We start from the raw sequence: 17,797 nt of genomic DNA, 5'->3' as shown, positions 1-17,797 counted from the left end.
CAGCGAGCCGCCATGACTCCGCACGTCCCCCTGTTCCGCAACCGCCGCGACTTCCTACGCCTTGCCGGCGGCGGGTTCGGCGCCCTCGCGTACTCCGCCCTCCAGGCGGCCGACGGGCCGTCGGTCGCGGCCCCGTTCGCGCCGCGGCCGACGCACTTCGCCGCGATGGCGAAGGCGGTCATCTTCCTGTTCATGGAGGGCGGGCCGAGCCACATCGACATCTGCGACCCGAAGCCTGAACTGACGCGCATGAACGGCAAGCCGCTGCCGGCGAGCTTCGGCCGCGTCATCACCCCGATGGGGGCGGGCGGCAACAACCTCCTCGCCAGCAAGCGCACCTTCCGCAAGTACGGCCAGAGCGGCATGGACTTCAGCGACTGGGTGCCGAACCTCGCCACCTGCGCCGACGACTTCGCGCAGCTGCGGGCCTGCTACGCCGACGGCCTCAACCACGTCGGCAGCGTCTGCCAGATGAACACCGGGACCGTCCTCGCCGGCAAGCCCGCGCTCGGCAGCTGGGCGGTGTACGGACTCGGCACCGTGAACCAGAACCTCCCCGGCTTCGTCGTCCTCACCGACACGCCGAACGAGGTCGCCGGCGGCGCACGCAACTGGGGCACCGGCTTCCTCCCCGCCACCTACCAGGGGACGCAGTTCCGCAACGGCAGCAGCCCCATCCTGAACCTGTCCACGCCCGACAGCGTCAGTGCCGCGCGGCACCGGGCGAAGCTTGACCTGATCGCGCAGATGAACGACATCCACCGCCGCGAGCGCCCCGGCGACACGTCGCTCGACGCCCGCCAGTCCGCGTACGAACTGGCGTTCCGGATGCAGGCGACTGCCCCCGAGGCGGTGGACCTGTCGCGCGAGGACCAGCGCACGAAGGACGCATACGGCCTGAACCGCCCCGAGACCGCCGAGTACGGCCACCGCTGCCTGCTGGCCCGCCGGCTGGTCGAGCGCGGCGTTCGGTTCGTGCAGGTGTACTGCGGGGCCGGCAGCCAGTGGGACTCGCACGCCGACATCGAGGGGAACCACGGCCGCATGTGCCGCCGCGCCGACCAGCCGAGCGCGGCACTCATCAAGGACCTGAAGCAGCGCGGCCTGCTGGACAGCACGTTAGTGATCTGGGGCGGCGAGTTCGGCCGCACCCCGCAGACCGAGGGCGTGAGCGGCCGGGACCACAACCCGTTCGGCTTCTCGATGCTAATGGCCGGCGGTGGCGTAAAAGCCGGCACGATCCACGGCACGACCGACGAGTTCGGCCTCCGCGGCGTCGAGGGGCGGGCACACGTAGCCGACTTTCACGCGACGATTCTGCACCTGATGGGCCTCGATCACACCAAACTGACGTTCCGCCACAACGGTCTGGACGACCGCCTGACCGGCCAAGCCGGCCGCGTGGTGCGCGAGGTGGTCGCGTGACGCCGTTCGTGTTCGACCCCTCCGCGTACGGCCCGGCCGTGGCCGCGCTCCTGGCCGTCGATCGGCTCCCCGACCTTGGACCCGGAACGCCTGACGAGGCACGTCGCGCCGCCATCGCCACGGCTGCGAATGAGCTACCACCGGCCTATGCCGCGGGGCTGTGGCTGCGTTTCGATTTCTTGGACGAGTGCCACCAGATTTGTCAGGCGGACGAGGGGAACCCCGACCGCGACTTCTGGCACGCCGTCATGCACCGGCGTGAGCCGGACGCGGTCAACAGCAAGTATTGGTGGCGCCGCGTAGGCCCGCACCCGGTAGTGAAGCAGCTGCGTGAACATGCCCCGGCGCTAGGGTACGCCTACACCACACCGGAAGCGTTCGTGGACGAGTGCGAACGGGTGCGTGATTGGGAGATCGATGCAGAGACTACCGCACGGCGGGTTCAGCGGCTCGAGTGGGAGTTGATGTTCGACCACAGTCACAAGGCGAGCCGCCCGCTGTCAGGCGGCGGGTGACCTACCCATTTCGCACCGCCTGACGGCGGCCGGCTCGCCCGGGCTTCAGAGCCAGCGTCCAGGCCATTCACGGTGTGAGACTCACGGATTCCGGCTGACTTTCGCCTGACGGGTCTTCTTCCCCTCGTCGAGCAACCGGGCCGTGGAAACATGTGGGCTCTTGTCCTTGATCCGTCGGGTCGCCGTCCTCGTCGGCTTCCGGGGCGGCGCTTTCTTGATCCTCCCAAGGTCGACCTTGCCCGCCCACTCGCGGAGGTGGCCGGCCAACTCCGGGCTGGGCATCGGACCGAACGCCTCCCATTCCGACGCGGGCAGGGCGATCATCATCCCCGCGTACACCATCGCCCACTCCAGCGCCAGGTAATACCCCGACACCTCCTCCTGCACCTTCTTCTCACCATGCACCGCCCGCAGGGCCGCCTTCAGTACGGCCAGCACGTTGTACGCGGCCACCGCCACGCAGAACCCGAACAGCGCGGCCCTGGGGTACCCCAGGGTGTTCACCTCACAGTTCAAGGCGACTGTCAACTCGTGGAAGGCCCCCTCGATCTTCCACCGCTTGAGGTAGATCTCGGCCACCTTCTTGGCCGGCACCTTCGCCGGCAGGTTGGTCAGGATCTCCACCTCCGCGTCCCCGTCCGCGGTCGGCGCCCGCAGCCGCACCCGCACCTGCCGCAGGCGCACCAACCGCGCCCCACCCCAGCAGACCCAGACCCGCCGCTCGCCCACCCAGCCCCGGTCCGTCGCGACCTCGGCCCCGTACCCGGCTTCGGCCTCGACGCTCAGGTTCCCGTGGCGTCGGATGACGACGTAGGCCCGCCGGGCGGCCACCTCACACAGGAACTCCGCCGTGCAGAAGTTGCGGTCCGCGACCCACACGTCCCGCTCCCGCACCAGCGGCACAATCTGGTCGATCAGCGCCCGCTCCTGGGTGTGGGCGTCCTCGCACGGGACGATGTCGGTGACCAGCATCAGGGCCGGGTCGAGCACGACCAAACTCTGCCCGGGCAAGGGGCCGGCGGTGTGCCCCCGGGTGACGCCCAGCCGCCGCTGGGTGGCGGCCAGGTGGTTGCCGTCGAGGACCCGCACCCGGTAGCCCGGCAGCAGGCTCTTGCACCCCCCGCCCAGCGCGGTGATCAGCCCCTCGCACCGGCCCGACACGTGCGCGACCAGCCCCGCGGACACGCCCGTCTCGATGTTCCGGAGCTTGTCGTAGACGCACTTGAGGGTGACCGGGACGCGGTCCCGCAGGTGCCGGTAGGCGGCCTGGACGTGGAGGGCCTTGCCGCCGACCACCAGGGTCATCAGATCGACCGTCGTGGAGAACAGCAACTCCCGGGTGTACCCGCGCTCGGCGGTCCGGTCGAACAGCGCGTCGAGGGCCGAGGCCGAGAGGGCGTGCTCGATGGTCGCCCGGGACATCACGCTGAGCGGGCTCTCCTCTAGGAACCGCTCGAAGACCCCACCGAACAGCATGGGCGCGCCCTCTCCCTGGCTTGGCCAAGTCCCTGCCAGCGGACGGCTTACGACCGGGATGCGTCACCGTGAATGGCCTGGAGCCAGCGTCCCAACGCCCAGACGCAGCGAGCCGCGAGTACGCTGCTGATCCCGACAGCAGCGAATCCGACCCATCTGGGGCGCTCCCGTCGTGCGGACCATGACCCCATTCCCAGCGCCACTGCGGCGATCGCCCCGAAGATCACCGCTTCTTGAAGCCGGGCCTCCGTCCACTCCCAGGTCAGGCGTCCAACCGAGGAGGCGTTTGCGAGGAGACACCAGTCGAGAAGCGCAAGACCGAGCCCGACCCAGCCGATGCTCGCAGCGGGCCTCACGGGTCGCCGACGTAGGTGATCGTCCTGGTCCACGTTCATCACCCGCCGCCTGACGGCGGTCGGCTCGCCGGCGAGTTGCTCATCGTCGTAGCGAATACAGCACGACCGCACTCGCCAGCCGCATCGCGCTCTCGCGGTCGTGGCCGAGGCAGTCGGCCGACTTGTGTCCCTCCAGCGCACAGCCGATGTCGTACTTGCTGTAGACCACCACCCACCGGCCATCCACCTTCACGCCCTCCAGGAACGGGGCGTAGTTCCGCAGCTCCGCCTCGGGGCCGCTGCCGTCCGGCTTCTCGCGCCGGCAGCGCACCTGCGAAATCGCCTGCCCGCCGTTCAGCTTCGCCGAGAAGATTGGGTCGTCGGCCGGGATCACTTGCAGCGGCGCGTCGGGAAACAGCTTCTTGCACGCGGACCGGAACGAGGCGTCGAACCGCTTCCAGGCGTCTGTGCCGTTGCAGCTGGCGTCGGCTAACAAGAGGCCGCCGGTCTGCAACACGCCCTTCACGTTTTCGGCGTCGAAGTCGGACAGCTCCACCGGCCGGCGGCCGTGCAGGTACAGGAACTTGTACTTGAACACGGCGTCGTCGCCGGGGAACAGCGACTCCGACTTCGTGCTCACCTGCAGCTGGTACTTCTCCTTCAGGTGCCCCATCAGGTTCCGCAGCGCGGCCGGGGCCGGCTCGGCGTCGCCGGTCTTCAGCTGCGCCGGCTGGAACATCCCGCGGCGCGGGCCGCGGTCGCCGGCGTTCGGGTCCACCAGCACGGTTCGCGTCAGCCGCGGCTTCGGCAACTCCAGCCCCGTGGCGTAGGCAATCACGTTCCCGGCCAGTTTGTAGGCCATCTCGCCGCGGTGGAGTGGGCTCCCGACCGGGCTCGGCGGCCGGCCGCTCGGCATGAACCGGTGTTCTTCCCAGTACCCCGCCATCGGCCGCGGGCTGAACGCTACCACCGTGCGGCAGCCCTTTTCGAGCCCCTCCAGGCCGGCGAAGTGCGCCATCCCCGGGTCGCGGAAGTACGCCGTCCAGATGGGGTGCGCCTCCGGGATCGGCCGCAGCTCGTTGTTCGGGAAGATGCGATTCATCAGCGCCCGGAACGAGTCGGCGAATTCCTTGTCGCCGCAGCACGCCTCCGCGAACAGGAACCCGCCTTCCTCGACGTACCTCTGCAACACCTTCTCGTTCGTCGTCAGCCCCTCGCCCTGCAAGCCCACGAACGGGATGCGGCCGTGGCCGTTCAGGTACAGCACCGGCGACTGCACCAGCGTGCCCACCTCCCGCAGGACGGCGTCGTCGGTTTCGAGGTTCTGCCGGCGCGGGTCGTAGACCTGCCACGCCAGTGGCGCGCCTTTGAAGAGCTCCTTGCTGGCGAACTCGACCAGGTGACGCGTGTCGTTGTGCTTGCGGTTCCAGCTTACCTCGCCTCGGGCGCCGGTACTCACCTCCTGGAATTGCCCGCCGGCCGGGTGGCGGAACTCGCCCCAGGCGTACTTGCTGACCAGCACCGGCGTCCGCCCCTTCGACAGGAACAGCAGCGCGAACGACGTGGACAATACTTCGGCGCCGTCGATGCCGCGCGGCTTCGAGAACGCGCCGGTGCCCGGCTCCTGTGCCTTCAGCAGGTACTCGCACCCCTCGCGGTACCAGTCGTAGCGGCCGATGAACCGCTCGCCCGAGAGGCGGCCCAGCCGCTCGATGCCGTACACGTTGTAAAAGATCGACTTGCCCGAATCGAAATTGAAGTTCGCGGCGATCCAGTTCATCCCGCGCGCGACCGCGCTCGTCTCGGCGTACACGCCGCAGTTGGCGGCGACGCCGGTGGCGGGGTCGAGCCCCTGCGTGCTCTCTTCGAGCCCGAGCCCGGCGATGAGCAGCCCGCACACGCCGGCCACGGTCATCGTGAAGCTCACCGCGGGGTCCAGCGGTGGGTTGTGGTAGCTCCACCCCCCGGAGGTTGCGGTCACCGGAATCTGGTAGCCGGTGTAGTGCTTCTGGATGGCCCGCCAGACGTTGTCGTCCACCTTCGCCCCGGCCTGCTTGGCGGCGTACAGCCCGAGCAGGGCGTACTGCGTGTTCGACCCGTCGCCGAGCGAGTTGCCGCCCTCGTAGGTCCACCCCTTCAGGTCGCCGTTGCGCAGGCCGATGGCCCGCTCGACGAGCCAGTCGGCGTTCCGCTGGATAATGGGCAAGTCCTTCGGCTGGCGTGCCTCGGCCAGCGCCAGGTTCTGGAGCCCGACGACGTAGGTCTTGCGCGGCGGCAGCGTGCGGAGGTAGTCGAGCGCCTTGCGGACGGACTCGTCCTTCTCGGTGAGCCCGGCGTTGAGCAGCGCCAGCGTCACGAGGGCGGTGGTGCCGCCCTCCATGTTGACGACGAAGTTGAGGACGAACTGCTCGCCCTCCCAGTTGCCGGTGGCGCGGTTCTGCTTCGACTTGAGGTAGCGGACGCCGCCGTCGATCCCCTTCCGGACGCGCTCGACCAACTCTTCGTCGGCCTTGCCCGGGGCCGGGGGCGGGCCGGGCAGCGGCTGCTTCGCCGGGGCTGGTGCGGGAAGCATGACGAGGACGCCGAGCCCGGCGAAGAGGGCGGTGGACAGGAGCAACCGCGTCATGCCGAACGCCTCCCCGGGGCGGGTGTGGGGTATTGTACCGCGGCGCCGCGCGGCGCGAATCAACGAACAAAGCCCACCCGTCGCAACGGGTGGGCTTCCGCGCGTGTTTGCGGAATCGGCTCAGCCGAAGGCCAGGCCCGGCTTCGGTTGTGCGTCCGGCGCCGGTTCGGCGGCCGGTTCGGCGGCCGGCGGTGGGGCGGGGGGCACGTCCGTCTTCACTTCGGTCAGCGGTACGCCGGCGAACACCCGCTCCACCTCGTCGGCGTCCAACTCCTCGTGCAGCAGCAGAGCCTCCGTCAGCCGGTCGAGCTTGTCGCGGTTCGCCGACAGCAGTTCCGTCGCCCGGTCGAGGGAGGCGGTCATGATCCGCTGCACCTCCTCGTCGATGATCTTGGCGGTGCCCTCGGAAAAGTCGCGCGGCTCGTGCATGTCCTTGCCGAGGAACACGTGCTCCTCGCCCTGCCGGTAGAAGACCGGGCCGAGGCGGTCGCTCATGCCGAACTGCGTCACCATCAGCCGGGCCAGCCGGGTGCCGTGCTTCAGGTCGCCGATCGCCCCCGACAGCGGCTCGCCGACCACCATCTTGTCCGCGGCCCGCCCGCCCATGCTCATCACGAGTTGGGCCATCAACTCGCTCATCGACTGGTCGACGCGGTCCTCGTTGGGCTGAAACATCGTCACGCCGCCGGTACGGGCGCGGGGGATGATGCTCACCCGGTCGAGCTTGTGGGCGGACGGCTGGAGCCACGCACACAGAGCGTGTCCGGCCTCGTGGACCGCCGTGCGTCGGCGCTCGTCCTTCGAGAACGGCTCCTCCCGCATCGCACCCAGCCGGACGCGGTCGGCCGCCTCGTCGAAGTCCACCTGTTCGAGCTTGTTCTTGCCGGCGCGGGTCGCGGCCAGCGCGGCCTCGTTGCACAGGTTTCGCAGGTCGGCCCCGCTCATGCCGGCCATGTTGCGGGCGATCCGCTCCAGGTCCACCTCGTCGGCCAGCGGCTTGTTGCGGGTGTGAACCTTCAGGATTTCCAGCCGCCCGCGCCACGCCGGCTTGTCGACGGTGATGTGACGGTCGAACCGGCCCGGGCGCAGCAGCGCCGCGTCGAGCACGTCGGGCCGGTTCGTCGCGGCCATGACGATAACCGTCTCGGTCGGCTGGAACCCGTCCATCTCGCTGAGGATCTGGTTGAGCGTCTGCTCCCGCTCGTCCGACCCGCCGCCGACGCCGGCGCCGCGCATCCGGCCGACGGCGTCGATCTCGTCGATGAAGATGACACACGGCGAGTTCTCCTTCGCCGTCTTGAACATGTCGCGGACCCGGCTGGCGCCGACTCCGACGAACATCTGGATGAACTCGCTGCCGTTGATGGAGAAGAACGGCACGTTGGCCTCTCCGGCGGCGGCCTTCGCCATCAGCGTCTTGCCGGTGCCAGGCGGGCCGACCAGAAGCACACCCTTCGGCACCTGCGCCCCGAGGCGGGTGAACTTCTGCGGCTCCTTCAGGTAGTCCACGATCTCCTGGAGCTCGCGCTTCGCACCCTCCATGCCGGCGACGTCATCGAACGTCAGGCGGCCCTTCCCCTTCTCGTACCGCTTGGCGGGGCTGCGGACGTAGTTGTTGAGGAAGCCGCCGCCCATCGGGTCGCGCAGCCGCGGCAGGATCAGGAAGAAGAACAACGCGAGGGCGACGCCGATGAAGAGGACGTTCACGATCAGCGTGCCGAGCCACACCGGCTCCTCGCGCTTGTCGACGCTCAGCGGCTCGGGCTCGGAGAGCTTCTGTTCCTTGAGCTTGTCGCGGTACGCCTTGTCCTTCGCCTCCCAGTCCTTGACGAGTCGCTCTTGGTCCTCGACCCGCGGCAGGCTGACGGTGAACTTGCCGTCACGCAGGCCGATCGCCTTCGCGGTGTCGGCCGTGCTGTCGCGGACCTCGCCACGGAGTCGGTCTGGGCCGACGAACGTCAGCTTTTTCAACTGCCCGGCGTCAACCAGGGTGCGAAACTCGGTGTAGCTGATATCCTTGGTGACGTTCGAGAAGTACAGGACGAACGCGATCACCGTGATGACCGCGAGGGCTATCCAGCCGCCGGGGAGCAAGGGGCTGCCGCGCTTGGTCGCGGGAGACGGGGTGGTGGGTGGGGGAGGCATCCGATCCCTCGTACCGTGGCGGCCCCGCGGTGAGGGCGGGGTCGGGTGACCCTATTCTAGCGGGCGAGTGGTGCGAAAAAGGTGCCGACAAGAAAGCCCCGTGACGACCGTCCCGAGGCTCTGGTAGATAACAACTTACGACGCCGGCGGGGTGTCCGGCTTGGGCTCCTCCGCGGCCGGCGGCTCGGGCGGCTTCGGTGCTTCCTCCGGCTTGAAGAACGCTGCCAGTTCACCGAACGTGTTCAGCGGCGCCTTCCCGGACTTCTTCGCCGTCGTCAGCTTCGGCAGCGGCTTCGGCGGCATCGGCTTCCTCGGCGGCGGGGGCGGCGCAGCCGGCTTCGGCGCCTCGCCCTGAGCGTCGCCAGCGGACTGCTGCTGCGGACGGGGCTGGAAGCCGGGGCGGGGGCCGCCGGGGCGCGGGCCACCCGGCCCCTGCGGCCGAGGCGTGAACCCGGGCCGGTCGCCGCGAGGCGGTTGCGGCGGGCGGTCGCCGCGCGGGTTATGTGGCGGACGGTCCCCCTGTGGCGGCCGCTCGCGCTCACCCTGGCGATCGCCCTGCTGCTGCGGCGGACGGTCGCCGCGCGGCGGACCGCCCTGGAAGTTGCCGCGTCCGCCGCCGCCACCCGGCGGCGGCATCCGCCGCTCCTGACCCGGGGCGATCATCGTCAGCGAGATTTTCTTCTCGCCGGGCTTCACCTCGATCACCCACACGGTCACCACGTCGCCGACGGCCACCACGTCGTAGGGGCTCTTGATGTACCGGTTGGCCATCTGGCTGATGTGAACGAGGCCACTCTCCTTGAGGCCGATGTCCACGAACGCCCCGAACGGCACGACGTTCAGGACGGTGCCCTTCAACTCCATCCCGGGCGTGATGTCCTCCAGCTTGAGGACGCCGGTCTTGAAGATCGGCGGCGGCAGGTCCTCGCGCGGGTCGCGGCCGGGGCGGGCCAGCGCGTCGAAAATGTCGCGGACGGTTGGCTCACCGGCGTTGAGCCGGGCCGCGACCTCGGCCGGGTTCAGGTCGTTCAGCTTGCCGCGCAGTTCGTCTAGCTTTGCCTTGTCCTTGAGGTCAGCGGGTGTGAGGCCGAGCTCGGTCAGGATTTGGCGGGCGAGCGGGTAGCTTTCGGGGTGAATCCACGTCGCGTCGAGCGGCTCGGGCGAGTCGTTCAGCTTCAGGAACCCGGCCGCCTGCGTGAACCTCTTGTCGCCAAGGCCGGCGACCTGGAGCAACTGCTCGCGGCTGGTGAACGCCCCGTGCCGCTCGCGGTGCTCAATCACCCCGCGGGCCACGAGCTGGTTCATGCCCGACACGTGCCGCAGCAGCGGGACGCTCGCCGTGTTCAGGTCCACGCCGACGGCGTTGACGCACGAACCGATCACGCCTTCGAGAGATTCCTTCAGGTGTTTCGGTTTCACGTCGTGCTGGTACAGACCGACGCCGATGTGCTGCGGGTCGATCTTCACCAACTCGGCGAGCGGGTCTTGCAGGCGGCGGCCGATGCTGATGGTGCCGCGGGTGGTAGCGTCGAGGTTTGGGAACTCCTCGCGGGCGACCGGGCTGGCCGAGTAGTCGCTCGCACCGGCTTCGATGACGATGACGTATGCCAAGTCCGCTGGAGCCTCCGGAAGCCCGTCGAGGATGATCTCGGGCGCCTTCGGCACGGGCGGGGCGGCAGCCGCGACCTCGGCGGTAGTGACGGTAGCGGCGTCGGGCGCGGCAGCGCCGGTCGTCTCGACCGTGGCCGGACCGGACAGCACGTCCGTCGTCAGCGTAAGCGACGAGGTGGTCGGGATCGGATCGGACGTAAAAGTGCCGCTGCTCTCGGAGTGCGTCGGGGTGTGCGTGTGCGTCTGGACGACCGCCTCGGCCGATGCCGGGGCGGGGGCGGCGGTGTGCGACTCGACCACCGCCGCCGGGCCGGTCGGCGCCGGCTCCGCGGGCGCTGGTGCGACCATGGTCGGCGTCGGGTTGAGGCGGCGGTTCTCCAGATCGGCGATCAGGTCGGCGACGAGTTGCTCCGTCTCGCGGCAGCCGGTGCCGTTGCCGATTGCCACCACGGAGAGCTCGTACTTGCGGACGAGCTGTTCGAGCTTGCGGCGGGCCTCGGCCTGGTTCTTCTTCTGGCCGTGCGGGTAGACGACGGCGTCCTCCAGCAGCTTGCCCGTCTCGTCGAGAACGGCCAGCTTGCAGCCGGTGCGGATACCGGGGTCCACAGCCAGCACGCGCTTGCCGCGCAACGGCGGCTGCAGCAGCAGGCTGCGGAGATTCTTGGCGAACACCAGCACCGCGTGATCCTGCGCACGCTCGGTGAGCTCGCGCCGCACCTCGCGCTCGAGGCTCGGGAGCACCAGCCGGTCGAGGGCGTCCACCATCACGGTGAGAATCAGGTCGCGGTGCGGGTGATCAGCCACGTTCAGGTGGTACGCGGCGATCTCGCGGGCGGTGTCGCGGTTGATGTCGAGGTGGACGCGAAGTACGTTCGCCTTTTCGCCGCGGTTGATGGCCAGCACCCGGTGCGGCGGGATGTCGCGGACCAACTCCTTGAACGCGAAGTATGGCTCGAACTCCTTCCCTTTCCCTTCGGGAAGCGTCTCGATCTTCGTGGCGGCGATCTGGCCCACGTCCCAAATGAAGTTCCGCAGCGGGCCGCGCACGTCGGCCTGGTCGGCGACGATGTCGGCGAGGATGTCCCGGATTCCGCTCATCACGTCGTCGGCGTTCAGCAGCCACTTGTCCGGATCGACCAGCCCGGCGACGACGGCGTCGAGGTCGTTCACGGCCGGGTCGCGGAAGAAGATGGCCTCCGACACCGGGCCGAGCCCCTTCTCGCGGGCCTCGGTGGCCTTCGACTTCTTCTTCGGCTTGTACGGCAGGTACAGGTCCTCGAGCCGCTTCGGCGTCTCGGCGGCGAGCACGGCCTCGACCAGGCCGTCGGTGAGCCGACCCTGGTAGGCGATGCTCTTGAGGATGGTCTGCTTGCGGTCGGCGAGGCTGCGGAGGGAGTGGACCCGGTCCTGAATCCGACGAATCATGTCCTCGTTCAGCCCGCCGGTGCGTTCCTTCCGGTAGCGGGTGATGAACGGGACGGTGTTGTCCTCGTCGAGCAACCCGACGACGGCCTCGACCTGCTGCTTGCGAATCTGCAGGTCCTGGGCGATACGGCTCAGGTCGTGCGGCTGCGGCGCCGGCGGGACGACGGGCACCGGTTGGCTCGGCATCGCGGGGGCCGTAGGCGCGGCCTCGACCACAACTTCCGGCGCGGGCGCGTCCGTCGGTGGTGTGGGGTCCGCGACCGGCGGGGCGTCGGCGGTCGCGGCCGTAGGGGGCGTTTCCGGGGTGTCCGGGGAAGGAGTCGGGTCGGACGGGTTCATCGGAACGTCCCTGGGACTACGCGGTCGGCCCCGGTCGGGCCGGGGTCGGACGGGTCGAACGGCCTACGGGTTCGCCGGCACACCACCGGACGGCAGTTGAAGTGTTTTCTGTACGGGACACCCGGCGGACGGCAAGATGAGTGCCGGCCCGGCGGCCGCTCATTTCCGCTCCGCCCTCGCCACCGCCCGCTTGACGAGCTTCCGCAGCACAGCGAGGTCGATGCGGTCGAGGGACTTGACGTAGGCACACGCCTTGCCGGTCGTGTGTTCGCCGAGTTGCCCCAGCAGGTCGGCGACCTCCGTCACGTCGTTGGTGACGTACAGCGACAGGCTCGCCTTCCGCGGCGATAGGCCGACCACGCACGTGTCGCCGGAGTGGCCCGACTGGTACTCGTAGTGGTAACGGCCGAACCCGACGATGTCTGGGGCGAAGGCAAGCACCATTCTACAGTGGATTTGAGCCCGGGGGCGTCGGCGTGACACGCCGGGTGGCACGCCGACGCCCTCCGGGCTGAACCGTCCGACAAATCACGACTCAGCCGAAGCCAGCGCTAGCGCCGGCTCCGGTTCGGCCATCATCCGCGCCTCGGCCCGCTTCATCGCCACCACCACCAGGTGCAGCCACGCCAGCGAGCCCACCGTCAGCGCGAGCAGCGCCACGAACGCGGCCTGCGGGCTGCCGGTCGCTCGGCCGACCATGCCGAACACCGGCGGCAGCACGAACCCGCCCAGCGCCCCGAGCATCCCCACCAGCCCGCCCACGGCCCCCACGTCCTTCGGAAAGTAGTTCGGCACGTACTTGTACACCGACGCCTTCCCGATCCCCATCCCGACGCCCACCACGACCATCAGCCCCGTGAACAGCGTCACGCCCAGGTCGAGGACGTGCGTCGGCAGGCACAGCGGAATCAGCGCCACGGTCATGCCGACGAACACCGCGTAGGTGACGACGCGCGGGCCGAACTTGTCCGACAGGTAGCCGCCGAGCGGCCGCAGCAGGCTGGCCGGAAAAATGTACATAGCCGTGAGGAGCGCCGCGGTCCGCAGGTCGACGCCAAACGTGTTGCGGTAGTAGTTCGGGAGCCACGACGAGAGCGCGACGTACGCCCCGAACACGACGACGTAGTACAGGCTGAGTCGCCACACGCGGACGTGCTTGAGCGGGGCCAGCATCTCGCCGAGCGGACGGCCGCGGCCGGGGCAGTGGTCCACCTTCGGGCACACGAACCACACGCCGACCGCGGTGAGAACCAGCAGCGCCGCGTACAGCACCGGCACGAACCGCCAGCCGCCGGGGATGAGGCCGCCGAGGTAGCCGCCGACGGGGATGAGCGTCAGCACGGTGGGGACAAGTACCACCAGCAGCTTGGTGCCGGACGCCCCGACGTTGCCGGCGCCGAACACGCCGAGGGCCGTCCCCTTCTGCCGGGTCGGGAACCACGCCGAGTTCCAGGCGATGCCGACGGTGAACGAGTTCCCGGCGAGCCCGAACAGCGTGGCCGCGGTGAGCAACTCGGCGTAGCTGGACGCGAACGCGAGCCCGTAGGCAGGGATGGCGCAGAACAGGAGGAGGCCGACCATCATGTTGCGGCCGCCGTGTTTGTCGGCCCAGATGCCGAAGTTGAGCCGCGGCAGCGATCCGGCCAGGATGGCGGCGGCCAACAGCCACTCGAACCGGCTCTCGACGGCGGCCTTGATCTGATCCGGGGTCATCGACGCGGCGTCGTCGGCCCCGAGCATGAGGGCGGTGTCCTTCTTGATTTCCAGGCCGAGAACGCCGAGCATCAGCCAGACGGCGAACAGGACGGTGAACGCGAACGTGGACATCCACATGACCCGCAGCCGCGGGCCGGTCGGTTCGGTGTCGTCGGGCGTCACGGGCGGGCTCCCAGGAACAACGATTAAGCGTGTGCCGCGGTCCCGTTGACCACGGCCTTGGGAGAGTTCTTCAGGATCAGCCGTGCTAGAGCGCCGCGGCAGGTGCCGCACCCGGTCCCGGCCCGGGTGGCGGCGGAGAGTTGGGGGAGGCTCGTACACCCGTCGCGCACCGCCCCCACAATCGCCGACTCGGTGACGTGATGGCAGTTGCAGATTTCGGGGTCGCCGGCCGCGGCCGACACGTCCGGCGAGCAGAACACGTCGAGCCGGTTCGGCGGCAGCGGGTCGGCGCGGTCGAACCACCGGGCCAGTGCCGGGGCCGAATCCGATTCGCCGACCACGACCGCGCCCGCCAGTTTGCCGTCACGGATGACGAGCTTGCGGTAAATGCCGCGCCGGTCCTCGATGACCTGAATCACCTCGTCGCTGTCGTTGGTCGCGTCGACCGCTCCCATGCTGGCGACCTCGACGCCAGCGACCTTCAGCCGCGTGTACAGCTTCGACCCGCGGTAGCGGGCCATCGGGTTCGCGCCGGTCAGGATGTCGGCCAGCACGCCGCACTGCTCCCAGATCGGCGGCACCACGCCGTACACCTTTCCGGCGTGCTCGGCACACTCGCCGACGGCAAACACCCCGGGCACGGCCGTCGCCAGCAAGTCGTTCACGACGATGCCCGTCTTCACCGGCACGTTCGACGCCTCAGCCGCGTCTACGCGCGGCCGCACGCCACACGCCAGCACGAGGATGTCGGCGGGAAGGATCTCGCCGCTCTTTAGCGCGACGCCCGTGATTCGATCGGTCCCGCGCACAGCCGCAGCCTCGGCGCCAGTGCGAACGAATACGCCGGCCTGCTCCACGGCCTGCCGCAAAAACATCCCGCCGGTGCGGTCCACCTGGAGGTTCATCAGCGTGTCGGCCCGGTGCGCGACTGTTACGTGCAGGCCGAGGTCGCACAGCCCCTTCGCCGCTTCGAGCCCGAGCAACCCGCCGCCGAGCACCACGGCCGAGCTCGCCGGCTTCGCCTCGGCGCGGATGCGCTCGCAGTCGGCGACCGTTCGGTACACGAACGCCCCGGCCTTCGGCGCGCCGTCCGGCCCGAGCAGGTTCTCAATCGGCGGCACGACGGCGCGGCTGCCGGTGGCGAACACGGCCACGTCGAACTGGTACGTCTTGCCGCCCGCAGCGTGAATCACCCGTGCCGTCGTGTCCAGCCGGCACACGCGCACCCCGACGTGGAAGTCAATCCCCTTCTCGGCGTACCACGCGGTCGTCTTCAGGGTGATGTCGTCGGCACTACCGCCGCCCAGGACACGGCCCAGAAGGATGCGGTTGTAGCAGCCGTGCGGCTCGTCGCCGAACACGGCGATGTCGAACCGCTCCGGCGCGCCGCGGCGCAGAAGTTCGTCGAGGAGCCGGCCGGCCGCCATGCCGTTGCCGATGATCACCAGCCGCTTCTTCATCCCGCCGCCCCCACGATTCGCACCGCCGCCAGCTTGAACTCCGGCATCCGACTCACCGGGTCGAGAAACCCACCGACCAGGCGGTTCGCCGCCTCGCGGCCGCCCCAGTGGAACGGCGCGAACAGCGTGTCCGGCCGGATCTCCGGCGTCACGTCCGCGGCGAACTCGGCCCGCCCGCGGCGGCTCTCCAGCGTCACCTTCGAGCCGGCGCCGATGCGATGCCGGCCGGCCGCGGCGGGGTGGATTTGTAGCACCGGCCGCGGCTTGGCCTTCGCCAGCACTCCTACGAGCCGCGTCTGTGCGCCCGAGTTGTAGTGCTCGCGGTAGCGACCCGTGGTGAAGAAGAACGGGTACCCGGCGTCCGGCTCCTCGCCCGCGGCGCGGTGCTCGACCGGGAAGAACTTCGCCCGCCCGTCGGTGTGGTGGAACCGCTCCGTGAAAAGCCGCGGCGTACCCGGATGTTCCTCCGACGGGCACGGCCAGAACACGCCGTCCTCGCGGTCGATCCGCTCGTAGGTGATACCGGCGTAGTCGGCGGTGCCGCCGGCGGTGGCGCGGCGGAACTCCTCGAACACGTCGGCCGGCGCGGCGAAGTCGAACTTGTCCTTGTGCCCGAGCCGCTCGGCCAGTTCGCGCAGCACGTCCAGGTCGCCGCGGACGCCGGTCGGCGGCCGGGCTACCCGTCGGCGGCGGATGACGCGACCTTCCAGGTTCGTCATCGTGCCTTCCTCTTCGGCCCACTGGTAGACCGGGAGGACGACGTGAGCATGAGCGGTCGTATCGTTCAGGAAGCTGTCGCAGACCGTGAGGTGATCGAGCGATGACAGCCGGCTGTCAATGCGGTTCAGGTCCGGCGACGCGACGGCGACGTTCGAGCCCATCACGAACAAGGAGCGGATGCCGCCTGACGGGCCGCAGGCGTCCAGTAGCTCGAACGCGCTTTTCCCCTTGCGCGGTAGCGAGTCTGGCTCGACGCCCCATACGTCGGCGATGTGTTGGCGATGCGCCTCGACCTCGATTAGTCGGTAGCCGGGGAGTTGGTCGGCCTTTTGGCCGTGCTCGCGGCCGCCCTGGCCGTTCCCCTGGCCGGTGAGGCAGCCCCACCCGCTCGAGGGCTTCCCCGGCAGCCCGAGCGCCAGCGCCAGGTTGATGAAAGCGTGAACCGTGTCCACACCCTTGGTGTGCTGCTCCGCCCCGCGTCCGCTCAGGATCATCGCCGACCGCGCCGTACCGAGCCATCGCACCAGCTTTCGCAGCGTCGGCTCGCCCACGCCGGTCAGCCGCTCGACGTGCGCCGGGTGGTACTGCAACGCCACGCGCCGAACGGCGTCGAACCCGTTCGTGCGTGCGGCGACGTACTCCTCGTTGACGAGCCCTTCCTCAATGGCGAGGTAGAGGAGCCCGTTGGCGAGCGTCAGGTCGGTGCCGGGGGTGGTTTGCAGGAACAGGTCGGCGAGCTTGGCGGTGGCTGTCTTGCGCGGGTCTATCACCGCGAGGCGGCCGCCGGCCTTCTTCTGCCGCTCGAACCACTGCGTGATGGGCGGCAGCGTGTCGGCCGGGTTCGCCCCAACCAACAGGATCACGTCGGCCCGTTCCAGGTCGTCGATCGGAAAGGGGAGACCGCGGTCGATGCCGAACGCCCGGTTGCCGCCGGCCGCGGCGCTCGACATGCAGTAGCGGCCGTTGTAGTCGATGTTCGCGGTGCCCACGGCGACACGGGCGAACTTGCCGAGTAGGTACGCCGTCTCGTTCGTCAGCGCCCCGGAGCCGAAGAAGCCGACCGCGTCGGCGCCGTACTCGGCCTTCGTGCGGCGGATGGCGTCCGCGACATCGTCCAGCGCCGCGTCCCAGCTCGCGCTCCGCAATTCGCCGCGGTGCTTCACCAGCGGCGTCGTCACGCGCTCGGGGTGGCGCAACAGCGTCGTCGCGGTCCAGCCTTTGATGCAAAGCTGGCCGTTGTTCACGGGGAAGTGCGGGTCGCCCTGCACGCCGGCGGGCGCGTCCGAGCTGCCGTCGCCGACCAGCATCCCGCACTGGTACGCGCAGTACGGGCAGTGCGTGCGGATCGACAGCGGCGGGGCGAGGGGCAGGGCGGTCATCGGGTCACGCCGCCGGGAGGGTGAGGAACACGGCGGTGCCTTCGACCTCGACCAGGTACGTCGTCACGGCGCAGACGTTCGGCTGGTCGCACTCGCCCGAGTCCGCGGTGAACCGGAAGGCGTGCATCGGGCAAACGACCTGGTGCCCGACGAGCATCCCGTCGGCGAGGGGGCCGGCCTTGTGCGGGCAGGCGTTGGCGGTGGCGAAGACGTTGCCGTCGCGGGTGCGGAACACGGCGACGGTGCGCCCCGCGACGACGAACGCGCGGCCGAGGCCGACGGGCAGTTCGTCGAGGTCGCACAGGCGGACACGGGCGGCGCGGGCATTGCGGCCCGGGGACTTCAGCGCGAGGGTTTGCATCAGAACTCCTGGCGAGCGGCCCGCGTCAGCGGGCTGTTCTCTTGCGCCACTGAAACCCAAGGGAACAGCCCGCTGACGCGGGCCGCTCGCCAGGGCGAGCGG

The 17,797-nt window shown here is 69.6% G+C and carries 11 protein-coding genes; 2 read left to right on the top strand and 9 right to left on the bottom strand.

What is annotated here, in order from left to right:
• Nucleotides 1-12: 12 nt before the first annotated feature.
• Complete coding sequence (locus tag ETAA1_RS19630) at nt 13-1,425, top strand: DUF1501 domain-containing protein (RefSeq protein WP_145241429.1); 1,413 nt, start codon at nt 13-15, stop codon at nt 1,423-1,425.
• The gene (locus ETAA1_RS19625) at nt 1,422-1,940 is read left to right on the top strand and encodes a hypothetical protein (RefSeq protein ID WP_238389259.1); all 519 of its coding nucleotides are present in this window, start codon (nt 1,422-1,424) and stop codon (nt 1,938-1,940) included. The genes ETAA1_RS19630 and ETAA1_RS19625 overlap by 4 nt, the downstream gene beginning before the upstream one ends.
• 81 nt (nt 1,941-2,021) lie before the next feature.
• Here ETAA1_RS19625 and ETAA1_RS19620 read toward each other — a convergent pair whose 3' ends face one another.
• From ETAA1_RS19620 to ETAA1_RS19580, 9 genes are all read right to left on the bottom strand, one after another.
• A complete protein-coding gene (locus ETAA1_RS19620) occupies nt 2,022-3,416 on the bottom strand; it encodes a transposase (RefSeq protein WP_145233609.1) in 1,395 nt (464 codons plus the stop codon).
• A gap of 435 nt (nt 3,417-3,851) precedes the next feature.
• Nucleotides 3,852-6,377 carry a DUF4159 domain-containing protein gene (locus ETAA1_RS19615; protein WP_145241427.1) on the bottom strand — a complete coding sequence of 842 codons (2,526 nt, stop codon included), beginning with the start codon at nt 6,375-6,377 and terminating at the stop codon, nt 3,852-3,854.
• A gap of 120 nt (nt 6,378-6,497) precedes the next feature.
• Complete coding sequence (gene ftsH / locus ETAA1_RS19610) at nt 6,498-8,522, bottom strand: ATP-dependent zinc metalloprotease FtsH (RefSeq protein ID WP_145241425.1); 2,025 nt, start codon at nt 8,520-8,522, stop codon at nt 6,498-6,500.
• Nucleotides 8,523-8,657: 135 nt separating this feature from the next.
• Nucleotides 8,658-11,729, bottom strand: a complete 3,072-nt coding sequence (locus tag ETAA1_RS19605; protein WP_202920268.1) for a Tex-like N-terminal domain-containing protein — start codon at nt 11,727-11,729, stop codon at nt 8,658-8,660.
• 327 nt (nt 11,730-12,056) lie between these two features.
• Nucleotides 12,057-12,341 carry a DUF1801 domain-containing protein gene (locus ETAA1_RS19600; protein WP_145241421.1) on the bottom strand — a complete coding sequence of 95 codons (285 nt, stop codon included), beginning with the start codon at nt 12,339-12,341 and terminating at the stop codon, nt 12,057-12,059.
• Between the two features lie 84 nt (nt 12,342-12,425).
• A complete protein-coding gene (locus tag ETAA1_RS19595; RefSeq protein WP_202920267.1) occupies nt 12,426-13,775 on the bottom strand; it encodes a nitrate/nitrite transporter in 1,350 nt (449 codons plus the stop codon).
• A 23-nt stretch (nt 13,776-13,798) separates the two neighbouring features.
• Nucleotides 13,799-15,235 (bottom strand): FAD-dependent oxidoreductase, encoded by a 1,437-nt coding sequence (locus ETAA1_RS19590; RefSeq protein ID WP_145241419.1) that lies wholly within the window; start codon nt 15,233-15,235, stop codon nt 13,799-13,801.
• On the bottom strand, nt 15,232-17,334 hold the full coding sequence (locus ETAA1_RS19585) for a molybdopterin oxidoreductase family protein (RefSeq protein ID WP_145241417.1): 2,103 nt from the start codon (nt 17,332-17,334) through the stop codon (nt 15,232-15,234). The genes ETAA1_RS19590 and ETAA1_RS19585 overlap by 4 nt, the downstream gene beginning before the upstream one ends.
• 4 nt (nt 17,335-17,338) lie before the next feature.
• Nucleotides 17,339-17,695: a Rieske (2Fe-2S) protein gene (locus ETAA1_RS19580; protein ID WP_145241415.1), complete on the bottom strand. Its 357-nt coding sequence runs from the start codon at nt 17,693-17,695 to the stop codon at nt 17,339-17,341.
• Nucleotides 17,696-17,797: the final 102 nt, after the last annotated feature.

Source organism: Urbifossiella limnaea, from assembly GCF_007747215.1.
GTDB classification, from domain to species: domain Bacteria; phylum Planctomycetota; class Planctomycetia; order Gemmatales; family Gemmataceae; genus Urbifossiella; species Urbifossiella limnaea.
Note: the sequence above shows the minus strand (reverse complement) of the source record. Positions and strands in the feature narration are given on the sequence as shown.

Coding starts and splice junctions, on each gene's coding strand:
- ETAA1_RS19600 (WP_145241421.1), bottom strand. CDS start 12,341: ATGGTGCTTGCCTTCGCCCCAGACATCGTCGGGTTCGGCCGTTACCAC.
- ETAA1_RS19620 (WP_145233609.1), bottom strand. CDS start 3,416: ATGCTGTTCGGTGGGGTCTTCGAGCGGTTCCTAGAGGAGAGCCCGCTC.
- ETAA1_RS19585 (WP_145241417.1), bottom strand. CDS start 17,334: ATGACCGCCCTGCCCCTCGCCCCGCCGCTGTCGATCCGCACGCACTGC.
- ETAA1_RS19630 (WP_145241429.1), top strand. CDS start 13: ATGACTCCGCACGTCCCCCTGTTCCGCAACCGCCGCGACTTCCTACGC.
- ETAA1_RS19580 (WP_145241415.1), bottom strand. CDS start 17,695: ATGCAAACCCTCGCGCTGAAGTCCCCGGGCCGCAATGCCCGCGCCGCC.
- ETAA1_RS19590 (WP_145241419.1), bottom strand. CDS start 15,235: ATGAAGAAGCGGCTGGTGATCATCGGCAACGGCATGGCGGCCGGCCGG.
- ftsH (WP_145241425.1), bottom strand. CDS start 8,522: ATGCCTCCCCCACCCACCACCCCGTCTCCCGCGACCAAGCGCGGCAGC.
- ETAA1_RS19615 (WP_145241427.1), bottom strand. CDS start 6,377: ATGACGCGGTTGCTCCTGTCCACCGCCCTCTTCGCCGGGCTCGGCGTC.